This is a genomic window from Bradyrhizobium sp. 138, assembly GCF_023074075.1.
GTDB lineage: Bacteria > Pseudomonadota > Alphaproteobacteria > Rhizobiales > Xanthobacteraceae > Bradyrhizobium.
This window is the reverse complement of record NZ_JADPKT010000053.1, coordinates 1-17,923: the sequence shown is the minus strand read 5'-3', so window position 1 is coordinate 17,923 and position 17,923 is coordinate 1. Positions and strand designations below refer to the sequence as shown.

General features: G+C 64.2%; 15 protein-coding genes and 1 pseudogene. 10 read left to right on the top strand and 6 right to left on the bottom strand.

Annotated features, from left to right (window positions below; genetic code table 11):
- Positions 1-157 precede the first annotated feature (157 nt).
- On the bottom strand, positions 158-901 hold the full coding sequence (locus tag IVA79_RS18355) for an SDR family oxidoreductase (RefSeq protein WP_247555384.1): 744 nt from the start codon (positions 899-901) through the stop codon (positions 158-160).
- A 160-nt stretch (positions 902-1,061) separates the two neighbouring features.
- Here IVA79_RS18355 and IVA79_RS18350 point away from each other — a divergent pair, with 160 nt between their 5' ends.
- The 4 genes and pseudogenes from IVA79_RS18350 to IVA79_RS37000 all read left to right on the top strand — a co-directional run bounded on the left by IVA79_RS18350 (position 1,062) and on the right by IVA79_RS37000 (position 5,162).
- Positions 1,062-1,832, top strand: coding sequence for a methyltransferase domain-containing protein (locus IVA79_RS18350; protein WP_247555144.1), 771 nt, complete (start codon positions 1,062-1,064; stop codon positions 1,830-1,832).
- A 196-nt stretch (positions 1,833-2,028) separates the two neighbouring features.
- Entirely contained in the window at positions 2,029-3,030 is a 1,002-nt protein-coding gene (locus IVA79_RS18345) for a DctP family TRAP transporter solute-binding subunit (RefSeq protein WP_247555141.1), read from the top strand.
- A 155-nt stretch (positions 3,031-3,185) separates the two neighbouring features.
- Positions 3,186-3,659 (top strand): annotated as a pseudogene (locus tag IVA79_RS37005) (TRAP transporter small permease); the annotation flags it as partial.
- A 222-nt stretch (positions 3,660-3,881) separates the two neighbouring features.
- Positions 3,882-5,162 carry a TRAP transporter large permease subunit gene (locus tag IVA79_RS37000; protein ID WP_247555382.1) on the top strand — a complete coding sequence of 427 codons (1,281 nt, stop codon included), beginning with the start codon at positions 3,882-3,884 and terminating at the stop codon, positions 5,160-5,162.
- A gap of 216 nt (positions 5,163-5,378) precedes the next feature.
- Here the strand turns inward: IVA79_RS37000 and IVA79_RS18330 are convergent, their stop codons facing one another.
- The gene (locus IVA79_RS18330; RefSeq protein ID WP_247555139.1) at positions 5,379-6,449 is read right to left on the bottom strand and encodes a glycosyltransferase family 4 protein; all 1,071 of its coding nucleotides are present in this window, start codon (positions 6,447-6,449) and stop codon (positions 5,379-5,381) included.
- 273 nt (positions 6,450-6,722) lie between these two features.
- Here IVA79_RS18330 and IVA79_RS18325 point away from each other — a divergent pair, with 273 nt between their 5' ends.
- Genes IVA79_RS18325 through IVA79_RS18310 form a run of 4 tightly spaced genes read left to right on the top strand, consistent with a single transcriptional unit; the run spans position 6,723 to position 12,598 of the window.
- Positions 6,723-8,486, top strand: a complete 1,764-nt coding sequence (locus IVA79_RS18325; RefSeq protein ID WP_247555137.1) for an ABC transporter ATP-binding protein — start codon at positions 6,723-6,725, stop codon at positions 8,484-8,486.
- A 58-nt stretch (positions 8,487-8,544) separates the two neighbouring features.
- Complete coding sequence (locus IVA79_RS18320) at positions 8,545-10,749, top strand: amylo-alpha-1,6-glucosidase (RefSeq protein WP_247555135.1); 2,205 nt, start codon at positions 8,545-8,547, stop codon at positions 10,747-10,749.
- Positions 10,750-10,769: 20 nt separating this feature from the next.
- A complete protein-coding gene (locus tag IVA79_RS18315) occupies positions 10,770-11,288 on the top strand; it encodes a PRC-barrel domain-containing protein (protein WP_247555133.1) in 519 nt (172 codons plus the stop codon).
- 23 nt (positions 11,289-11,311) lie between these two features.
- Complete coding sequence (locus tag IVA79_RS18310; RefSeq protein WP_247555131.1) at positions 11,312-12,598, top strand: MFS transporter; 1,287 nt, start codon at positions 11,312-11,314, stop codon at positions 12,596-12,598.
- Positions 12,599-12,656: 58 nt separating this feature from the next.
- Here the strand turns inward: IVA79_RS18310 and IVA79_RS18305 are convergent, their stop codons facing one another.
- From IVA79_RS18305 to fixL, 4 genes are all read right to left on the bottom strand, one after another.
- The gene (locus IVA79_RS18305; protein WP_247555129.1) at positions 12,657-13,355 is read right to left on the bottom strand and encodes a helix-turn-helix domain-containing protein; all 699 of its coding nucleotides are present in this window, start codon (positions 13,353-13,355) and stop codon (positions 12,657-12,659) included.
- An 84-nt stretch (positions 13,356-13,439) separates the two neighbouring features.
- Positions 13,440-13,874, bottom strand: a complete 435-nt coding sequence (locus tag IVA79_RS18300) for a response regulator (protein WP_247555127.1) — start codon at positions 13,872-13,874, stop codon at positions 13,440-13,442.
- A 42-nt stretch (positions 13,875-13,916) separates the two neighbouring features.
- The gene (gene fixJ, locus IVA79_RS18295) at positions 13,917-14,537 is read right to left on the bottom strand and encodes a response regulator FixJ (protein WP_346658194.1); all 621 of its coding nucleotides are present in this window, start codon (positions 14,535-14,537) and stop codon (positions 13,917-13,919) included.
- Positions 14,537-16,054 (bottom strand): sensor protein FixL, encoded by a 1,518-nt coding sequence (gene fixL, locus IVA79_RS18290; RefSeq protein WP_247555124.1) that lies wholly within the window; start codon positions 16,052-16,054, stop codon positions 14,537-14,539. The genes fixJ and fixL overlap by 1 nt, the downstream gene beginning before the upstream one ends.
- 195 nt (positions 16,055-16,249) lie before the next feature.
- On the opposite strand from fixL, the gene IVA79_RS18285 reads away from it, so the two are divergent.
- Both IVA79_RS18285 and IVA79_RS18280 read left to right on the top strand, forming a co-directional pair.
- Positions 16,250-17,083 (top strand): universal stress protein, encoded by an 834-nt coding sequence (locus tag IVA79_RS18285; RefSeq protein WP_247555119.1) that lies wholly within the window; start codon positions 16,250-16,252, stop codon positions 17,081-17,083.
- Between the two features lie 33 nt (positions 17,084-17,116).
- Positions 17,117-17,542 carry a CBS domain-containing protein gene (locus tag IVA79_RS18280; protein ID WP_247555116.1) on the top strand — a complete coding sequence of 142 codons (426 nt, stop codon included), beginning with the start codon at positions 17,117-17,119 and terminating at the stop codon, positions 17,540-17,542.
- Positions 17,543-17,923: the final 381 nt, after the last annotated feature.

Sequence of the window (17,923 nt, the reverse complement as noted above, 5' to 3'; positions counted from 1 at the left end):
ATACTATTTAGATCTTTGCCCATTCAGGGGCTTTGGCAATGCAGCCTGTAGGATGGGTAGAGCCGTTGCGAACCCATCATGGTTCACCTTGGATGCTGTCGAAAAAGGCCGCCCGCAACACTCACGCCTTGCGATACCGAACGCATCCCGCGAATTCCTAAAATTGATACCGCCTCAGCCCCCCATCCACCGGGATCACCGTGCCCGTGATGTAGCGCGCCACCGGTGAGGCCAGAAACACCGCGAGTGCGGCGAGGTCTTCCGGCTCGCCCCAATAGCCGACCGGGATTTCCTCTTCTGCAAAGCGCTCGCGATAATCAGGCGCGTAGTTGCGGCGGATCTGCTCGCTCATGATGCGGCCGGGCGGGATGCAATTGATGGTGATGCCGTGCTTGCCGATCTCGCGCGACAGGCCCTTGGCCCAGGCGTGCACGGCGGCCTTGGCGGCAAAGGCGGCGTTGAGCCCTTCCGGCTCGGACTTGCCGGTGATGTTGACGATGCGGCCCCATTTGCGTTCGATCATCTGCGGCAGCAGCGCATGCGCGATGCGGCGGTAGCTGGTGAAATTCAGTGCGATGGCTTCGTCCCATTTGCTGTCGGGCGCATCGACCGGCAGAGGCCGGCTGCCGCCGGCGTTGTTGATGAGGATGTCGACATGGCCGAGCTCTTTCAGCGCGAAGGCCGCGATCCGCTCCGCCGCGTCCTTGGCCATGACATCCTGCTCGAACGGCGTGATCAGCCCGAAGCCTGCCTCTTTCACCAACTCGGCAAGCAGGTCGGTGCGCCGCGCCACACCGACGACGCGCACGCCTTCGGCGGCCAGGCCCTTGGCGATGGCGCGGCCGATGCCGATGCTCGCTCCCGTGACAACAGCGGTTTTCGATTTGAGCCCGAGGTCCATGGTCACACGCTCTCTTATTTGCTTTTGCTTGCTGCTGTTCGTTTCCTGCCCTGTCCGGTCGGGTGATTTGCCCGACGGGGATGAGCAGTGGTAACCAAGAGCCTTGACTAAGGACAAGAGCCTTGGCGAAGGAAACATCAAAAAGAAAAGGCGTCGGGCGATGGTCTGGGATCCGCAGCAATACCTGAAATTCTCCGGCCACCGGCTGCGGCCCGCCGTTGACCTCTTGATGCGGATTCCGGATTTCGGTCCGCGCGCGATCGCCGATCTCGGGGCGGGCGCCGGTAACGTGACAAAGCTGATCAAAGAGCGCTGGCCGGAGGCAAGCGTGACCGGCGTCGAGGGTTCGGCCGAGATGGTCGCGGCCGGGCGCAAGACAGCGCCGGATGTGGAGTGGTCGCACGAAGACCTCGGCCACTGGCGCCCCGCCAGGCAATACGACTTGATTTATTCCAATGCCGCACTGCACTGGCTGCCCGATCATGCGGCGCTGTTTCCCGCGGTGATGGAGAAGGTGACGCCTGGCGGCATGCTTGCCGTGCAGATGCCGCGCAACTTTACCGCGCCCTCGCATGTGCTGATCGGCGAGACCGCGCTCGACGGTCCGTGGCGGTCCAAGGTCGAACATCTCGTCACGCCGCCGCCGGTCGAGGGGCCGGCCTTCTATCACGATCTTCTCGCGCCGATGTCGGCCAACATCGACATCTGGGAGACCGAATATCTGCAAGTGCTCGAGGGTGAGAACCCCGTCAAGGAATGGACCAAGGGGACCTGGCTGACGCGCTATCTCGACGTGCTCGCAGGCGACGAGAAGATCGCGTTCGAAGCCGCCTATGGCGCGCGCGTTGCGAAGGCCTATCCGAAGAATACGGCGGGACAGACCCTGTTCCCGTTCCGGCGCCTCTTTATGGTTGTTCAGCGCAAAGGCTGAGTGCAGTGCCGCAATGCGGCATAAGCGCTCGTTTCCTTGGACGGGCGAGGGGCCGGGTTGCCTAGACCGCGCTCGCCAAGCTAGCTTGGCTGCGGCAAATTGGGCTTAGGTCTAGTTGTTCGGCTCGCGGATTGCTGCCACTACTGACCTGCAAAATAAGAAGAACCGGGTTTTCGAGGTTGTTGGGGAGGTCTTCATGCGCAAACTGCTCCTCGCGGTCGCGGCGGCCGCACTCGTTCTGGCCCCTGTCGTTGCGCAGGCTCAAACTCCGATCGTCATCAAGTTCAGCCATGTCGTCGCCAACGACACCCCGAAGGGCAAGGGCGCGCTGAAGTTCAAGGAGCTCGCCGAGAAATACACCGACGGCAAGGTCAAGATCGAAGTCTACCCGAACTCCACGCTCTACAAGGACAAGGAGGAGATCGAGGCGCTGCAGCTCGGCTCGGTGCAGATGCTCGCGCCCTCGACCGCGAAATTCGCGCCGCTTGGCATCAAGGAGTTCGAGGCGCTCGATCTGCCCTGGCTGTTCAAGGACGATGCGACCTATTCCAACGCGATGAAGGGCACGATCGGCAAGTGGCTGTTCCAGAAGCTCGAGACCAAGGGCATCACCGGGCTCGCCTATTGGGACAATGGCTTCCACATGCTCTCCTCCAACCGTCCCTTGCTGAAGCCGACCGATTTCCAGGGCCTCAAGTTCCGCATCTCCGGATCGAAGATCGCCGACCAATATCTCCGCATCATGGGCTCGATCCCGCAGATCATGGCATTCTCCGAGGTCTACCAGGCCCTGCAGACCGGTGTGGTCGACGGATGCGAGAACACCGCATCGAACTATCTGACGCAGAAGTTCTACGAGGTGCAGAAGGACATCACCGTGTCCTATCACGCGCATCTGCAATATGCCGTCATCGTCAATTCGAAGTTCTGGTCCGGGCTGCCGCCCGATATCCGCACCCAGCTCGACAAGGCGATGGCGGAGGCGACCGACTACACCAACTCGATCGCGCGTCAGGAGAACGAGGACGCGCTGGCCGAGATCAAGAAGACCGGCAAGACCAATCTGCATTACCTCACCGACGCCGATCGCAAGGCGTGGCAGGAGGCCATGCAGCCGACCTACAAATGGGCAAAGGGCAGGGTCGGGCAGGAGGTGCTCGATCTCCTCGCCAAGGAACTCGACGTCAAGATGAACTGACGGCCACGCCCTAACAAGAACAAAAGCAACGGTCGGGGGTGATCGCACTCCCGACCGTTTCGTATCCGAATGGACGAGCCAATGCTGGGGAGACCAAGTTGCCGCGTGTGCTGAATCGTTTTCTCGATCATCTCGAGGAATGGCTGATCGCGACGATGATCGCGGCTGCGACGTCGCTCATCTTCGTCGCCGTGCTGCACCGTTACGGCGCCGGGCTGTCGATCGACATCGCCAAATGGGCGGAAGCCCGCAACCTGACTTTCCTGGCCGTCCCGACCCGCGCGGCGTTCGTCTGGCTTGCCGCGCTCGACCTGTCCTGGGCGCAGGAACTCTGCATCTACATGTTCATCTGGATGGCGAAGTTCGGCGCCGCTTACGGCGTGCGGACCGGCATCCATGTCGGCGTCGACGTGCTCGTCAATATCCTTCCCGGCGGATCGCGCCGGCGCGTCATCACTTTCGGCCTGCTGTGCGGCGCGCTATTCACCGCGATCGTCGCCTATTTCGGCGCCGCCTTCGTCGGCCAGATGTGGCAGACCGGCCAGCAGTCCAACGATCTGGAAGCGCCGATGTGGATGGTCTATCTCACCATCCCGCTCGGCTCCGGCTTGATGTGCTTCCGCTTCCTGCAGGTCGCCTGGTCGTTCTACCACACCGGCGAGCTGCCGCATCACGACATGGCCGGCGTCGAGGGCGTCGACGTGGACCCGGTGCATCCGGCCCCGGTCACGCCCATCCAAGTGGTCCGGGACGAGCGCAGCCCGCTCGGCTGGATCCTGATGCTGCTGCCGGTGCTGATCGTCGCAATATGCTTCGCGCATGCGGGCCACGTCATCACCTTGCCGCAGGGCCTGCGCGTCGCCATCGTGTTCGCGCTTCTGCTCTCGTTGATGCTGACGGGCATGCCGATCTCGATCGCGCTTGGTCTCACCGTGCTCAGCTTCATGTTCACGCTGACCGACGTGCGAACGGAATCGGTGGCGTTGAAGCTGTTCACCGGCATCGAGAATTTCGAGATCATGGCGATCCCGTTCTTCATCCTCGCCGGCAACTTCCTGACCCATGGCGGGGTGGCGCGGCGGATGATCACCTTCGCAACCTCGCTGGTCGGCCATTGGTACGGTGGTCTTGCGCTGTCGGGCGTGGTCGCCTGCGCGTTGTTTGCCGCGATCTCCGGCTCCTCGCCGGCAACGGTGGTAGCGATCGGCTCGGTGATCCTGCCGGCGATGGTGGCGCAAGGGTTTCCGAAGCGGTTCGGCGCGGGCGTGATCACGACGTCGGGCTCCCTCGGAATTCTGATCCCGCCGTCGATCCCGATGGTTCTCTACGCTGTCTCGACCAACAGCTCGGTCGGAAAGCTGTTCATCGCCGGTATCGTGCCGGGGCTTGCGCTTGCCTCGCTGCTCGGCGCCACGACGTTCTATCGGGCCTGGCGCAACGATTATCCGCGGATGCGGAAGGCCACCTTCATCGAGCGTCTCGACGCGTTCCGCAAGTCGATCTGGGGCATCCTGCTGATCGTGATCGTGATCGGCGGCATCTACAGCGGCCTGTTCACGCCGACCGAAGCCGCCGCGGTCAGCGCGGTCTACGCCTTCATCGTCGCGGTCTTCATCTACAAGGATCTGAAGCTGCGGGACGTGCCGCGGGTGCTGCTGTCATCGGCGAACCTTTCGGCGATGCTGCTGTACATCATCACCAACGCGGTGCTGTTCTCGTTCCTGATGACCTACGAGAACGTGCCGCAGGCGCTCGCGCAATGGATGATCGACCAGGGCCTGGGTTGGATCGGCTTCCTGCTGCTCGTCAACCTGCTGCTGCTGGTGGCGGGCAACGTGATGGAGCCGTCCTCGATCATCCTGATCATGGCCCCGATCCTGTTTCCAGTCGCGGTCAAGCTCGGCATCGATCCCATTCATTTCGGCATCCTGATGACTGTTAACATGGAGGTCGGCCTGTGCCATCCGCCTGTCGGCCTCAATCTCTACGTCGCCTCGGGCATCGCCAAGATGGGCATCACCGAGCTCACGGTCGCGGTGTGGCCATGGCTGTTGACGATGCTGGGATTCCTGGTGGTCGTCACGTATTGGCCAGGCCTGTCGCTGTGGCTGCCGCGGTTGCTGGGGATGTAGCTGCGCACTCGGGGCAGCCTCTCCCCTTATGGGGCTCCTTGTGGGAGAGGGTGGCTCTCGAAGCGAAGACGGATGAGGGGTCGCTCTCTCTGGAGAAAGTTTCTCTGCGGAAGCAACCCCTCACCCAAGTGAGTATGCCGCTCTGTTCTTGAGCCCTCTCCTACAAGGGGATAGGGCGCTTTGACTGGCAGCCGCGATGTGGCGAGAGGGTGCGCTCTACTCCGCGCTGCTCACCAGCTTGATCCGCGGCGCCTTTTCCTCGGCGAGGCTGCGGTAGGCCGCGAGATAGTCCAGCGCCATGCGCCGCGCCGTGAAGCGCGTCTCGAACTGCTTGCGGATCGCGGTGCGGTCGAGTTGCGGCAGGCGGTTGACCACCCCGGCGGCACTGATCACGTCCTCGACGATGAAGCCGGTGAGGCCCTCGTCGATGATCTCCGGCACCGAGCCGCGGTTGAAGGCGACGACCGGCGTTCCGCAGGCCATGGCTTCGATCATCACGAGACCAAACGGCTCCGGCCAGTCGATCGGCAGCAGAAGTCCGAGCGCGCCGCTCAGGAAGTCCGATTTCTCGTGATCGCTGATCTCGCCGATGAAGTCGACCAGCGGATTGTTCTCGATCATCGGCCGGATCAGTTCGTCGTAGTAATCCTGGTCGGCGCGATCGACCTTGGCTGCGATCTTCAGCGGAATGCCGCAATGGGTCGCGATCTTGATGGCGCGGTCGACGCCCTTCTCGGGCGCGATGCGGCCGAGCACGGCGAGGTATTCCTGCTTGGCCGGCTTCGGCGTCAGCAGGTTCTCCGGCAGACCGTGATAGATCGTCGTGACCCAGTTCGCCTGCGGCACCGGACGCCGCTGCGCATTCGAGATCGAGATCACCGGCATCTTGGAGAAGGTATTGAAGACCGGCTGGTGCTCCGGAAGATCGAGCCGGCCATGCAGCGTGGTCACGAATGGCGTCGGCTGCCGGTGGAACAGCGACCACGGATAGTAATCGAGATGGAAGTGCAGGAAGTCGAATTCCTCGTCGTCACATTTCTGCCGCACGCGCTCAAGCAGCACCATGTGCAGCGCATTGGGATCGCGCACGGAACCGTCGAGGCGCAACGCCCGGGGCCACAGCGCATCCAGCTTGCCTGAGGTTTGCGAATCGCCGCTGGCGAACAGCGTCACGTCGTGTCCAAGGGCCACCAGTTCTTCCGTCAACCAATGCACCACCCGCTCGGTGCCGCCATACAGCTTGGGTGGAACAGCCTCCGTCAACGGAGCTACCTGCGCGATGCGCATCTCACCATCTCCTCTGCGATCATGAAGTTGAAACCCCCGCCAGTATGGCACCGGCATGCCAGACAAGGGAACGTTCCCGCAGTTGCGAAGTTCCTTCCTGCGAACGTTACATATTCGACACGTCCGCGGGCCGTCTCGATACTGCCACTACATCTTCTCAGATCGTCCGCATCCGCATGTCGTGATCGCCCGGCCCGGGAACCGAGGCGAACAGGTCGATGTTCAGTCGATCAGTGACAAAACGAAAATCAAGCATAACGGGGCGATAGCCATATGGATCAGCTTTCTGGATACGCGCGCAGGCCATTTGCCTTTGTCTTGCGCTATCTCCGGCGTCGTCTCGCGTCGCATCTGGTAATCTTGACCGCTGTCGTGGCCGCCGTTGCCTGCTCCGTGGGCACGCAGTACGGGGTCAAGTCGCTGGTCGACGGCCTGTCCGCCGGACCATCGCATGGTGGAAACGTATGGCTGGCATTCATTTTACTCATGTCGCTGATCGCTGCCGACAACTTCCTGTGGCGGATCGCGAGCTGGACCGCGAGCTTCACCTTCGTTCGTGTCACGGGTGATTTACGCCGTGACATATTTCGTCATCTGACCGGGCACGCGCCGAGTTACTTCTCCGACCGGATGCCGGGCATGCTGACGAGCCGCATCACGGCGACGTCGAACGCGGTATTCACGGTCGAGAACATGTTCGTCTGGAATGTGTTGCCGCCTTGCATTGCCACAATTGCGGCAATCGCCCTGATTGGAACCGTCAGTCCTTACATGGCGCTTGGCCTGATCGTGATTGCCGGCGGCATGGTGGTTGCCATGTTCCATCTCGCCGCCGCGGGCAAGCCGCTGCACGACGACTTCGCCGACAAGGCTGCCGTGGTCGACGGCGAGATGATCGACGTCATCAGCAACATGCCGCTGGTACGGGCCTTCTGCGGCATCGGCCACGAGCACGAGCGGTTCGACGCGACCGTGAACCGGGAGCTGACCGCGCGAAGCCGCAGCCTGCGTTATCTGGAAAAGCTGCGGTTGTTGCATGCCGCTGTGACCGTGCTTTTGACGATCGCGCTGATGGCCTGGGCAGTCACGCTCTGGCAGAAGGGCGAAGCCACCACCGGCGACGTCGTGCTGGTCTGTACGCTCGGCATCTCCATCCTGAGCGCAACGCGCGATCTCGCGGTGGCGCTGGTCGACGTCACCCAGCACGTCGCGCGGCTGACCGAGGCGATCGCCACGCTGCTGGTGCCGCACGAGCTGCGCGATCACCCCGAGGCCGAGCCGCTGGTGAAGAGCGGCGCGGCGATCGCTTACAACAATGTCACCTTCGGCTATCCTGGCGGCGAGAAGATCTTCGAGCGGTTCAGCCTGCGCTTGCAGCCCGGCCAGCGCGTCGGTCTGGTCGGCCAGTCCGGCGGCGGCAAATCGACGCTGTTCACCCTGCTGCAGCGCTTCTACGACGTCGATGAGGGCAGCATCACCATCGACGGGCAGGACATTTCCAAGGTGACGCAGCTGAGCCTGCGCGAGGCGATCTCCGTCGTGCCGCAGGATATCTCCTTGTTTCATCGGTCGATCCGCGAGAACATCCGCTATGGCCGGCCGAACGCGACCGACGACGAGGTGCTGCGGGCGGCGATCGCGGCGCGCTGCGATTTCGTCGAGAGCCTGCCGGATGGTCTCGACACCATGGTCGGCGACCGCGGTGTCAAGATGTCCGGCGGCCAGCGCCAACGCATCGCGATTGCACGTGCGTTCCTCAAGGACGCGCCGATTCTGCTGCTGGACGAGGCCACCGCGGCGCTCGACAGCGAATCGGAAGAGGCGATCCGCGAGGCATTGTCGCGGCTGATGCGGGGCCGCACGGTGATCGCGATCGCGCACCGGCTCGCGACGCTGCGTAATTTCGACCGCGTGGTGGTGCTGAAGAATGGTAAGATCATCGAGGACGGCGCGCCGGACCGCCTGATGCAGGGCCACGGTCCCTATCGGGAATTGGTGACACAGGAGATGAGCCGGCTCGCGAAGTTCGCCGCGTAAACCCAACAGTCGCGTTCGCGTTGGTTGCGTTTCGAAGCAAGGCGCAGGGGAGCAGCTCATGGCAGCCGAAGCCGTAACCCAGATCATCTCCGTATCGCAGACGGTGGACGCCGTCGCGGAGCAGACGTTCTACATCCCGATGACCGGGCCCGCCGCACGACCGCGGCGGTCCCTCAAGCACGACGACATGTTCATCGTGCTCGACAGCCATGGCGACATCGGCGCCTCCGCCGGCGGGCCGGACGGACTGTTTCACTACGACACGCGCTATCTGGCGCGGCTGGAGCTCGTGCTCGACGATCTCCAGCCGCTGCTGCTCGGCTCCAATCTGCGCGACGACAATTCGGCGCTGACCGTCGACCTGACCAATCCGGACATCTACCGTCAGGGCCGCCTGGTGTTTCAGAAGGACCTGCTGCACATCGTGCGCACCATCTTCCTGTGGCGCGACACCGCCTATCAGCGCATCGGCGTGCAGAACCACGGCGATGCGCGCGCCAGCTTCGAGCTGACGCTGCTGTTCGACAGCGATTTTGCCGATCTGTTCGAGGTCCGCGGCGAGCGCCGCCCGCGCCGTGGGACCGGCACGAGCAGATTGCTCGGGCCGACCGACGTGCTGTTCGAATATCGCGGTCTCGATGACGCCGAGCGCACCACGGGGCTGCATTTCGACCCGCGTCCGACGCGGCTGTCGGTGAATGCCGCGACCTGGCAGATCGAACTGGATCCGCACGAATCGGAATCGCTGTTTGTGGCCGTGGCCTGCAACCGGCCGATCGCGGAGAAGCCTGCGCGCTTCTTCAGGGGCTTGCTCGCCCATCGCCGCGAGATGCGCCAGTCCACGATGGGCGCCGCCAGCATCGAGACCTCCAACAACATCTTCAACGAGGTGCTGTGCCAGGCCATGGCCGACCTCAACATGCTGATGACGGAGACGCCGCAGGGACGTTATCCCTATGCCGGCATTCCCTGGTACTCGACGACATTCGGCCGCGACGGCCTGATCACCGCGCTCCAGATGCTGTGGGTCGATCCGCGCGTCGCCAAGGGCGTCTTGCGCCGGCTCGCGCATTTCCAGGCCACCGCGACAGATCCGCTCGCCGATGCCGCGCCCGGCAAGATCCTGCACGAGATGCGTGGCGGCGAGATGGCGGCGCTGCGCGAGGTGCCGTTTGCGCAATATTACGGCAGCGTCGATTCGACCGCCCTGTTCGTCCTGCTCGCCGGAAGCTATTTCGAGCGCACCGGGGATGAGGCGACGTTGATCGAACTATGGCCGGCAATCGAGGCGGGTCTGGCCTGGATCGACGGTCCCGGCGATCCTGACCAGGACGGGTTCGTCGAATACCAGCGCGCGACCGAAAAGGGGCTGGCCAACCAGGGCTGGAAGGATTCGTATGACGCGATCTTCCACGCCGACGGCCAGCTCGCGGAAGGCAATATCGCGCTCGCCGAGGTGCAGGGCTACGTCTATGCCGCCAAGCAGCTCGCCGCGCGTTGCGCCTTGCGGCTCGGCAAGCCGGACCGTGTGCGCAAGCTCGAGGCCGAGGCCAGGGCGCTGGCCGAACGCTTCGAGGCGGCGTTCTGGTGTGAAGAGCTCGGCACCTACGCGCTCGCCCTCGACGGCAAGAAACGGCCGTGCAAGGTGCGGACCTCGAACGCCGGTCAGGTCCTGTTCAGCGGCATGATCCGCGAAGACCGCGCACGGCTCGTCGCAGCCGATCTGATGCGGCCGCATTTCTTCTCGGGCTGGGGCATCCGCACCGTCGCGCGAGGCGAGGTGCGCTACAACCCGATGTCCTATCATGACGGGTCGATCTGGCCGCATGACAACGCGCTGATCGCGCTCGGGCTTGCGCGCTACGGCCTCAAGCATTCGGTGGCGCACGTCTTCAAGGGGCTATTCGACGCCGCGACCTACATGGACCTGCGCCGGTTGCCCGAATTGTTCTGCGGCTTCCGGCGCGAGAAACGGCGCGGCCCGACGCTCTATCCGGTCGCCTGCGCGCCGCAGGCCTGGGCCAGCGCGACGCCGTTCACGCTGCTGGAGGCGGCCCTCGGCCTCGAGTTCGACGTGGCGCGCGGCGAGATTCGTCTGCGCAACCCGCATCTGCCGACCTTCCTCAACGAGGTGATCCTGCGCGATCTGCGCCTGGGCGAGTCCAGCGTCGATCTTCGCGTCAGCCGCCACGGCGACGACGTGGCGCTGGAGGTGATGCGCACGCGCGGCCAGATCCAGGTCTCGATCGTGCTGGCGCGCTAGCGGCGCGCAAGGAGGGCGTCATGCGTGCGATCCAAGCGTTGATTCTGGGCATAGCCGTCGTCGCGAGCCAGACGGTCGACAGCTCGCGTGCCGCAGACGAGCCGCCTACAGGCCCGAGTGAGGCGACTGCGCCGGCGACCCAGCCACCGGCTTCGACCGTGCCCGTCACGCCGAAGGACGCCGCCCCGCCGCCGTCAGTGACGATCATCGGCGCGAGCGAGGCCCACGGCGTGCTCGGCCGCGACGTGCGCAGTGCAGCCGGTGAGGACATGGGCCGCATCGTCGATGTCGTCGTCGATCGCGGCGGCCATGTCCGCGCCGCTGCGATCGATTTCGGCGGGTTTCTCGGCGTCGGCAGCCGCAAGATCGTGGTGGACTGGAACGCACTGCGCTTCGGCAAGATCGCCAACAAGAAGGACAGCATCACGCTGGAATTGACCAAGGCGCAGGTCGCGGCCGCGCCGGAATACAAGGAGGACACGCCGATCGTCGTGCTCGGCGCGTCCGGCAGCCTTCAACCGCTGCAAGCGATCCAGTGAGGTGCGGGGAGGGCTGACCGGCCGTGCTGTTGTCGAGGAAGCCGAACCATGCAGATCGCGATGGCCGCGCCGAACAGGACAACGTCGCCGTGCCATCGGCCGCTGGCATTCCGGCGCCGTCGCGCCAGAGCCTGCGCGGCCTCGACTGGTTCATCTTCTTCCTCGCCGACGTGCAGACCGGATTCGGTCCCTTCATCGCGGTCTATCTGACCACGCAGAAATGGACCCAGGTCGAGATCGGCCTCGTGCTGTCGATCGGCGGGATCGTCGCGTTGCTCGGGCAAATGCCGGGCGGGGCGATCATCGATGCCGCGAAATCGGAGCGTCTGGTCGCCGCCCTGGCGATCGCGACGATCGGCGCTTGCGCGCTGGCCTATGCGGCAATGCCGATCTTCCCCGTCGTGGTGGCCGCCGCGACCTTGCACGCGGCGGCGAGCTGCGTGCTGGGGCCGGCGATCGCGGCGATCAGCCTTGGCCTGGTCGGCCCGCTCGCGATCGGCGAGCGGCTCGGCCGCAATGCGCGCTTTGCCTCGCTTGGCAACGGCGTCGCAGCGGCGGTGATGGGCACCGCGGGCTATCTCTTGTCGAGCCGCTCGGTCTTCCTGGTCACCTTCCTGCTCGCAATTCCGACCCTGATCGCACTCTCGCGCATCCGCGAGCATGAGGTCGACATTGCGCGCTGTCACGGCGAGATGCCGCGCGAGGCGGCCGACCGCGGCGACACCAATGTCTGGCACCTGATCCGGCAGCGTCCGCTCATCGTCTTCGCCCTCAGCGTGCTGCTGTTGCAACTCGCGAACGCCGCGATGATGCCGCTGATGGCGAGCGCGGTGACGGCACGGTCGAGCCAATGGGCGACGGTGCTCGTCGCCGCCTGCATCATCGTCCCGCAGGCGATCGTGGCGCTGCTGTCGCCGACGGTCGGCCGCAAGGCGCAAGCGTGGGGCCGGCGGCCGTTGCTTCTGATCGGATTCGGCGCGCTGGTGATTCGCGGCCTGCTGTTTGCGACCGTACGCGACCCGTACCTGCTGGTAGCGGTGCAGGTGTTCGACGGCCTTACTGCGGCGGTGTTCGCGGTGATGATTCCGCTGATCGTGGCCGACGTCGCTTTCGGCAGCGGCCATTTCAACCTGGCGCAGGGCATCGTCGGCACCGCGACCGGCATCGGCGCGTCACTCAGTACGGCGCTTGGAGGCTATGTCAGCGACAAGTTCGGCAATGCGACCGCCTTCATCGGGCTGTCCGGCGTTGCCGCGACGGGGCTGCTTCTGATCCTGCTGGTGATGCCGGAAACCCGACGCACGGCATGATCGCCGCAAAAGGAAAAGTCGGCCGAAGCGGGTTCGGCCGGCCAAGTCACGGGGCCGATCAGGCGTCGAGATGCTGCAGGCGCTGACGGTTGCGCAGCAAGATCTGGCGGGCGCCGGAGAAACCGAGGATGCCCTGGGCGTGAAGCTGCGACAGTGCGCGCGACACGGTTTCGAGCGTGAGGCCGAGATAGTCGCCGATGTCGCGGCGGCACATCGGCAACGCCATCATGCCGGCAACGGCGAGGCGGCGGTCCATTTCGAGCAGGAAGGTGGCAACGCGCTCCATCGCGGTCTTGCGGCCCAGCAGCAGCATGTGGTCCTCGGCATGGCGCAGCTCGGAGGCCGTCATCGCCCAGAGCTTGCGGGCGACCTGGACGTCGGTGCCTGCAGCCTTCTCGAGGCTCGCACGCTTCACGAGACGCACGGTGGTGTCGATGATGGCTTCGGCAGCAAGGCGGTGAACGGGACCGGATTCGAGGCCGAACACGTCGCCGGGAAGATGGAAGGCACCGATCTGGCGACGGCCGTCGGACAAGAGCTTGTAGCTGCTCACTGCGCCTGACACGACCTGGTAGACGTATTCGGCCGGCTCGTCCTCGCCATAGATCTCCTCGTCCTTGCGGTAGGAGAACTCGGTGGCGACGAGGCCGACATGGCCCGTGATGGCGCCGAACTGGTCGGTAACGGGATGGGCGGGAGCAATCTTGCCGACGATCTGGGTATTGATCGCCTGGGTGTTGAGCGTCTGGGTCAGCATTTGCGCCATCTCCGTTGTGATGACGCCTTGGTACGCGGTATCGCGGGCTTCGAAAATTTCGAGCGATATCTTAAGGGGGTTACCTTACGTAGAATCCCGTAGGTAGGCGCCAGGACGGTCCTGAATGGCGTGGCGGATGCATTTGACCAGGTTTTCGTCGAGAAGCGGCTTCAAAACCACGTTTTTGATGCCTGCGGTCGCAGCGCGAGCCGAGATGTTTTCGTCGGGATAGCCGGTGATCAGGATCACAGGCGCGTCGCGGTCGGACTTGCGCAAATGGCCGGCCAGCTCGATGCCATTGATGTCCGGCATCTTGTAGTCGATGACGTAGCAGTCGGGTCCAGGCGCACCGCTGACATTGAGCAGCGCCGTGCCGCTCCTGAAGGTCCGCACGGCGAAGCCATCGGTCTCCAGCAGGAACCGCAGGGATCCCAGGACGGCGGCGTCATCGTCGACCACAAAGACGGTAAGTTGTGCGAGGGACGACGGCCGCGCACGATGTGAGCTGACCTCGATCATGTCTCTGGTTAGCACGGCGCCGCGAGGGTGCCTTGACCTGCCTCAATCGTTGAGCATGCCGGCACGCATCGCCAGCCGGACCAGCTCCGAGAGGCTGCCCGCCTGCATCTTGGTCATGACATTGGCCCGGTAGACCTCGATGGTGCGCGGGCTGATGTCGTATTCGCGGGCGATCAGCTTGTTGGACAAGCCAGCGATCAGCCCTTCCATGACTTGGCGCTCCCTGGGACTCAAGGACGCGACGCGGGCGGCGATGTCCTGCGCGACGGCCTCGCTCTTGGCGGTGGGCTCGGCCTGGCGGATCGCCGATTCGATCATGGCGATGAGACGGTCGTCATCAAACGGCTTTTCCAGGAAATCGACCGCCCCGAGCTTCATCGCCTCGACGGCCAGCGGCACGTCGCCATGACCGGTCATGATCACGATCGGGAACGCGCTTTGCTGCGCCTTCATCCGCTTCAGCAGCTCGATCCCGTCGAGGCCGGGCATGCGCACGTCCGAGACGACGCAGCCGAAGCTGAGGCCGGGGAGGGCATCGAGAAAGGCCAGTGCGTCGTCGAACAGCGTGACGCCGAATCCGGCGGAATCCAGCAGAAAATTCAGCGAATCGCGCATCGCGGCGTCGTCGTCGATGACGTAGACATGTCCCTTGTCGTCATGAATCAGCTTTCGTCGGTTGCCGGCAAGGTGAAGCGGAATGTCGCTCCGCCCGCTGCGTTGCTCTCGGCCCACATGCGGCCGCCGTGAGCCTCGATGATCGAGCGGCTGATGGAGAGCCCCACACCCATGCCGGTGTCCTTGGTGGTGAAGAAGGTCTGGAACAGGTTCGGAATGACGTCGTCGCGGAAGCCCGAGCCGGTGTCGGAGACCTCCACCTCGATCATGTCGTCGCCGACGCGGGTGTTGGCGACGACGAGCTCGCGCCGCGGCGACTGCGCCATTGCTTCGAGCGCGTTGCGGAACAGATTGACCAGCACCTGCTGGACCTGCACGCGGTCGGCAAGGACGAGATCGGCGTCAGGATCGAGGCTGAAGCGAAGCTGCACGTTCTGCTCGCGCGCACCGGCGAGCCCGAGCGCGCCGGCCTCCTCGATCAGCTTGGACAGACTCTCGACCCGCTTCTCCGACTCGCCGCGCGAGACGAAGTCGCGCAGGCGCCGGATGATCTGGCCGGCGCGCAAGGCCTGCTCCGCCGCGCGATCCAGCGCGCTTTCGACCTTCGGCGTGTTGGGATCACTGCTACCGGCGAGGAGGCGCCGCGATCCCTTCATGTAATTGCTGATCGCCGCCAGCGGCTGGTTGAGCTCGTGGGCGAGCGCGGAGGCCATTTCGCCCATCGCGGTCAGCCGCGAGACGTGGACGAGCTCGGATTGCAATTCCTGGAGCCGGGCCTGGGTCTGCTGATGCTCGGTGAGGTCGCGGACGAAGCCCGTGAAATAGGGCTCGCCGCCGGATTCCATCTCGCCGATCGACAGGTGCATCGGAAAAGTCGTGCCGTCGCGGCGCTTGCCGGTCACGATGCGGCCGATGCCGATGATGTGCGGATCGTTTGTGGTGCGGTAACGGGCGATGTAGCCGTCGTGGCGGGTGCGATCGGGCTCCGGCATCAGGATGCTGACGTTCTGGCCGATCGCCTCGTGCTCGGACCAGCCGAACAGGCGCTCCGCAGCGGTGCTGAAGAGTTGCATGATGCCATGGCCATCGATGACGATCATGGCGTCGGGAATGGTCTGGAGGATGGAGCGGAGGTGGGTCTCGCGTGTGCGCAGCGCCTCCTCGACCTGCTTCTCCTCGTCGATGTCGAGAAAGATGCCGCTGAGATGACGGGCGGCGCCGGCTTCGTCGCGAATGAGTCCGGCCCGGGCGCGGATCCACTGCCCGCTGCCGGAGGCATTCGCGACTCTGAAAGACACGTCGAAGCTGCCGCCACGCTCGGAAGCGTGCTTGATTGCGCTCTCGACCCGCTCTCTGTCCGCAGGCTGAAGCTGCGACAGGAACAGGTCGTAGCTCGCCGGCTGATCCCGTTCGATGCCGAGCAGAGCCTTGGCGGTATCGGACCAGTCCAATTCCCGTGTCGCGAGGTCGAGATCCCAGGTGCCAACGCCAAACCCTTCGATGCGAACCCGAAAACGTTCGCCCCGACCATCGTCCTGCGACTGCGTTACGCGGGTCGGCGACAAATGATGCTCCTATCCTGATGCGGCGGCCCCGGACGCGGTTACCGCTTCCTAATGTCGCCCAAGGCCGGGTCGGAGGCAAGTTCCGTCGCTTGCACACTGACGGCGAGACGGTGCCAGCGGCCTCCTTGATCTATCTCATCTCCATGTGCGGAGGCAGGCGTAAATCTTACTGAAGTCTTGCACTGGAGAACTCCGATGACATACGCGACGGTGATGGTCAGCCTGGCGCTCGATCAGTCCAACGAAGCGCGTCTTCAGGTCGCCGGTGAACTCGCCGAACGATTCGAGGCTGATATCGTCGGGGTCGCCGCGGCGCAGTTCGCGCCGCCGCTCTATTTCACCGACGGCGCCGAGGCGCAAACGCTGATCGACGAGGGCGAAGCTTCGATCAAGCGGCGGCTCGCCGGCCTGGAGGCGCAGTTCCGTGCCGCTACCAGGAATCGTGGCGGACATGCGGAGTGGCGCAGCGCCATGGATTGTCCGGCGCGATTCGCACTGGCTCAGGCGCGCTGCGCCGACATCGTCGTCAGCGGCGGGCAGAGCCCGGCCTTCTCCGACGCGTTCGCGCTCGCAAGCCCCAAGGATCTGGTGATGCAGGCCGGCCGCCCGCTTCTCGTCGTCCCCGACCGTGCCAACTGGCTCGACCTGCGCACTGTGCTGGTGGCGTGGATGGACACGCCGGAGGCGCGGCGGGCGGTGGCCGATGCGCTGCCGATGCTGCGCAAGGCGAGGGACGTCACCATCGCCACGATTCCGGAACGCGACGACGACCGTTCGGTCGTGTTGGCCGGCGTCACCGACGTTGCCGCCTGGCTCGCTCGCCACGGCGTCACCGCGACGGCACGCATCTGCGAAGGCGGCCGGAACGAAACCGCCGCCGCGCAATTGGAGAAAGTCGCCGGCGACGTCGATGCGGGCCTGATCGTAGCGGGCGCCTATGGTCATTCGAGGTTTCGTGAACTGATCCTGGGCGGCGTCACCCAGCATCTGGTCACGCAGACTGCCCGCGGCGTGCTGCTGTCGCATTGACGGCTGACGGAATCGAATCGAGGAGGACGCGCGGTGTACAGATTCATTGAACAGACCGTCGACGGCTACATGACGCGCAACGTCAAGGCGGTGCAGCGCGACCGCGACTTGCTGGAGCTCAGCGAGATGTTCGAGACCGACGACTTCAACTCCTATCCGGTCGAGGACGACGGGCAGGTGGTCGGCATCGTCACCAAGTTCGACATCCTGAAATGCTTCGCCTTCACGCCGAGCCAGATGCTGCCCCGCTATCACGACCTGATGAGCCGCAAGGTCGGCGACGTCATGACGCCCGAGTTCATCTATGTCAGTCCCGACACGCGCCTGACGCGCGTGCTCCAGATCATGGTCGAACACCGCATCAGGAGCATCATCGTGCTCGATAGTGCGCAGAAGCTGGTCGGAATCATCGCCCGCGAGGACGTCATCGCGGCACTCAAGGCGACGGCAAGGGACTGACTTGTTCCTTTCTCCCCTTGTTATGAGTCGTAGGGTGGGCAAAGCGAAGCGTGCCCACCATTTCTGCCGCGGTGTTGGATGGATGGTGGGCACGGCGCAAGTGCGCTTTTTTGCCCACCTTACGATTCTGCGCTCGCGGAGCCATACCCCTCGCCCGAGTGAGTTTGAATCTCCCGGCGGCGCTGCCCTCTCCCAGAAGGCGAGAGGGAACTTGGCGGCTCCGCAGAAATACGGGAGCAATCGCTGAAATTGTCCGTCCGAGACGACGACTGAAACGCCTATCTTGATTTCAATCAATTCCCCGCGAGGGTGAATGTGGTTTCTGGCTCTGTGTTCTTTCAGAGAGAATCCGCATGAGCCAGCCCTCCATTTCCAAATCCA

What these genes read in the sequence shown, in the direction of transcription:
- IVA79_RS18355 (WP_247555384.1), bottom strand. Translation starts at nt 901, where the DNA reads ATGGACCTCGGGCTCAAATCGAAAACCGCTGTTGTCACGGGAGCGAGC.
- IVA79_RS18350 (WP_247555144.1), top strand. Translation starts at nt 1,062, where the DNA reads ATGGTCTGGGATCCGCAGCAATACCTGAAATTCTCCGGCCACCGGCTG.
- IVA79_RS18345 (WP_247555141.1), top strand. Translation starts at nt 2,029, where the DNA reads ATGCGCAAACTGCTCCTCGCGGTCGCGGCGGCCGCACTCGTTCTGGCC.
- IVA79_RS18330 (WP_247555139.1), bottom strand. Translation starts at nt 6,449, where the DNA reads ATGCGCATCGCGCAGGTAGCTCCGTTGACGGAGGCTGTTCCACCCAAG.
- IVA79_RS18325 (WP_247555137.1), top strand. Translation starts at nt 6,723, where the DNA reads ATGGATCAGCTTTCTGGATACGCGCGCAGGCCATTTGCCTTTGTCTTG.
- IVA79_RS18320 (WP_247555135.1), top strand. Translation starts at nt 8,545, where the DNA reads ATGGCAGCCGAAGCCGTAACCCAGATCATCTCCGTATCGCAGACGGTG.
- IVA79_RS18315 (WP_247555133.1), top strand. Translation starts at nt 10,770, where the DNA reads ATGCGTGCGATCCAAGCGTTGATTCTGGGCATAGCCGTCGTCGCGAGC.
- IVA79_RS18305 (WP_247555129.1), bottom strand. Translation starts at nt 13,355, where the DNA reads ATGCTGACCCAGACGCTCAACACCCAGGCGATCAATACCCAGATCGTC.
- IVA79_RS18300 (WP_247555127.1), bottom strand. Translation starts at nt 13,874, where the DNA reads ATGATCGAGGTCAGCTCACATCGTGCGCGGCCGTCGTCCCTCGCACAA.
- IVA79_RS18285 (WP_247555119.1), top strand. Translation starts at nt 16,250, where the DNA reads ATGACATACGCGACGGTGATGGTCAGCCTGGCGCTCGATCAGTCCAAC.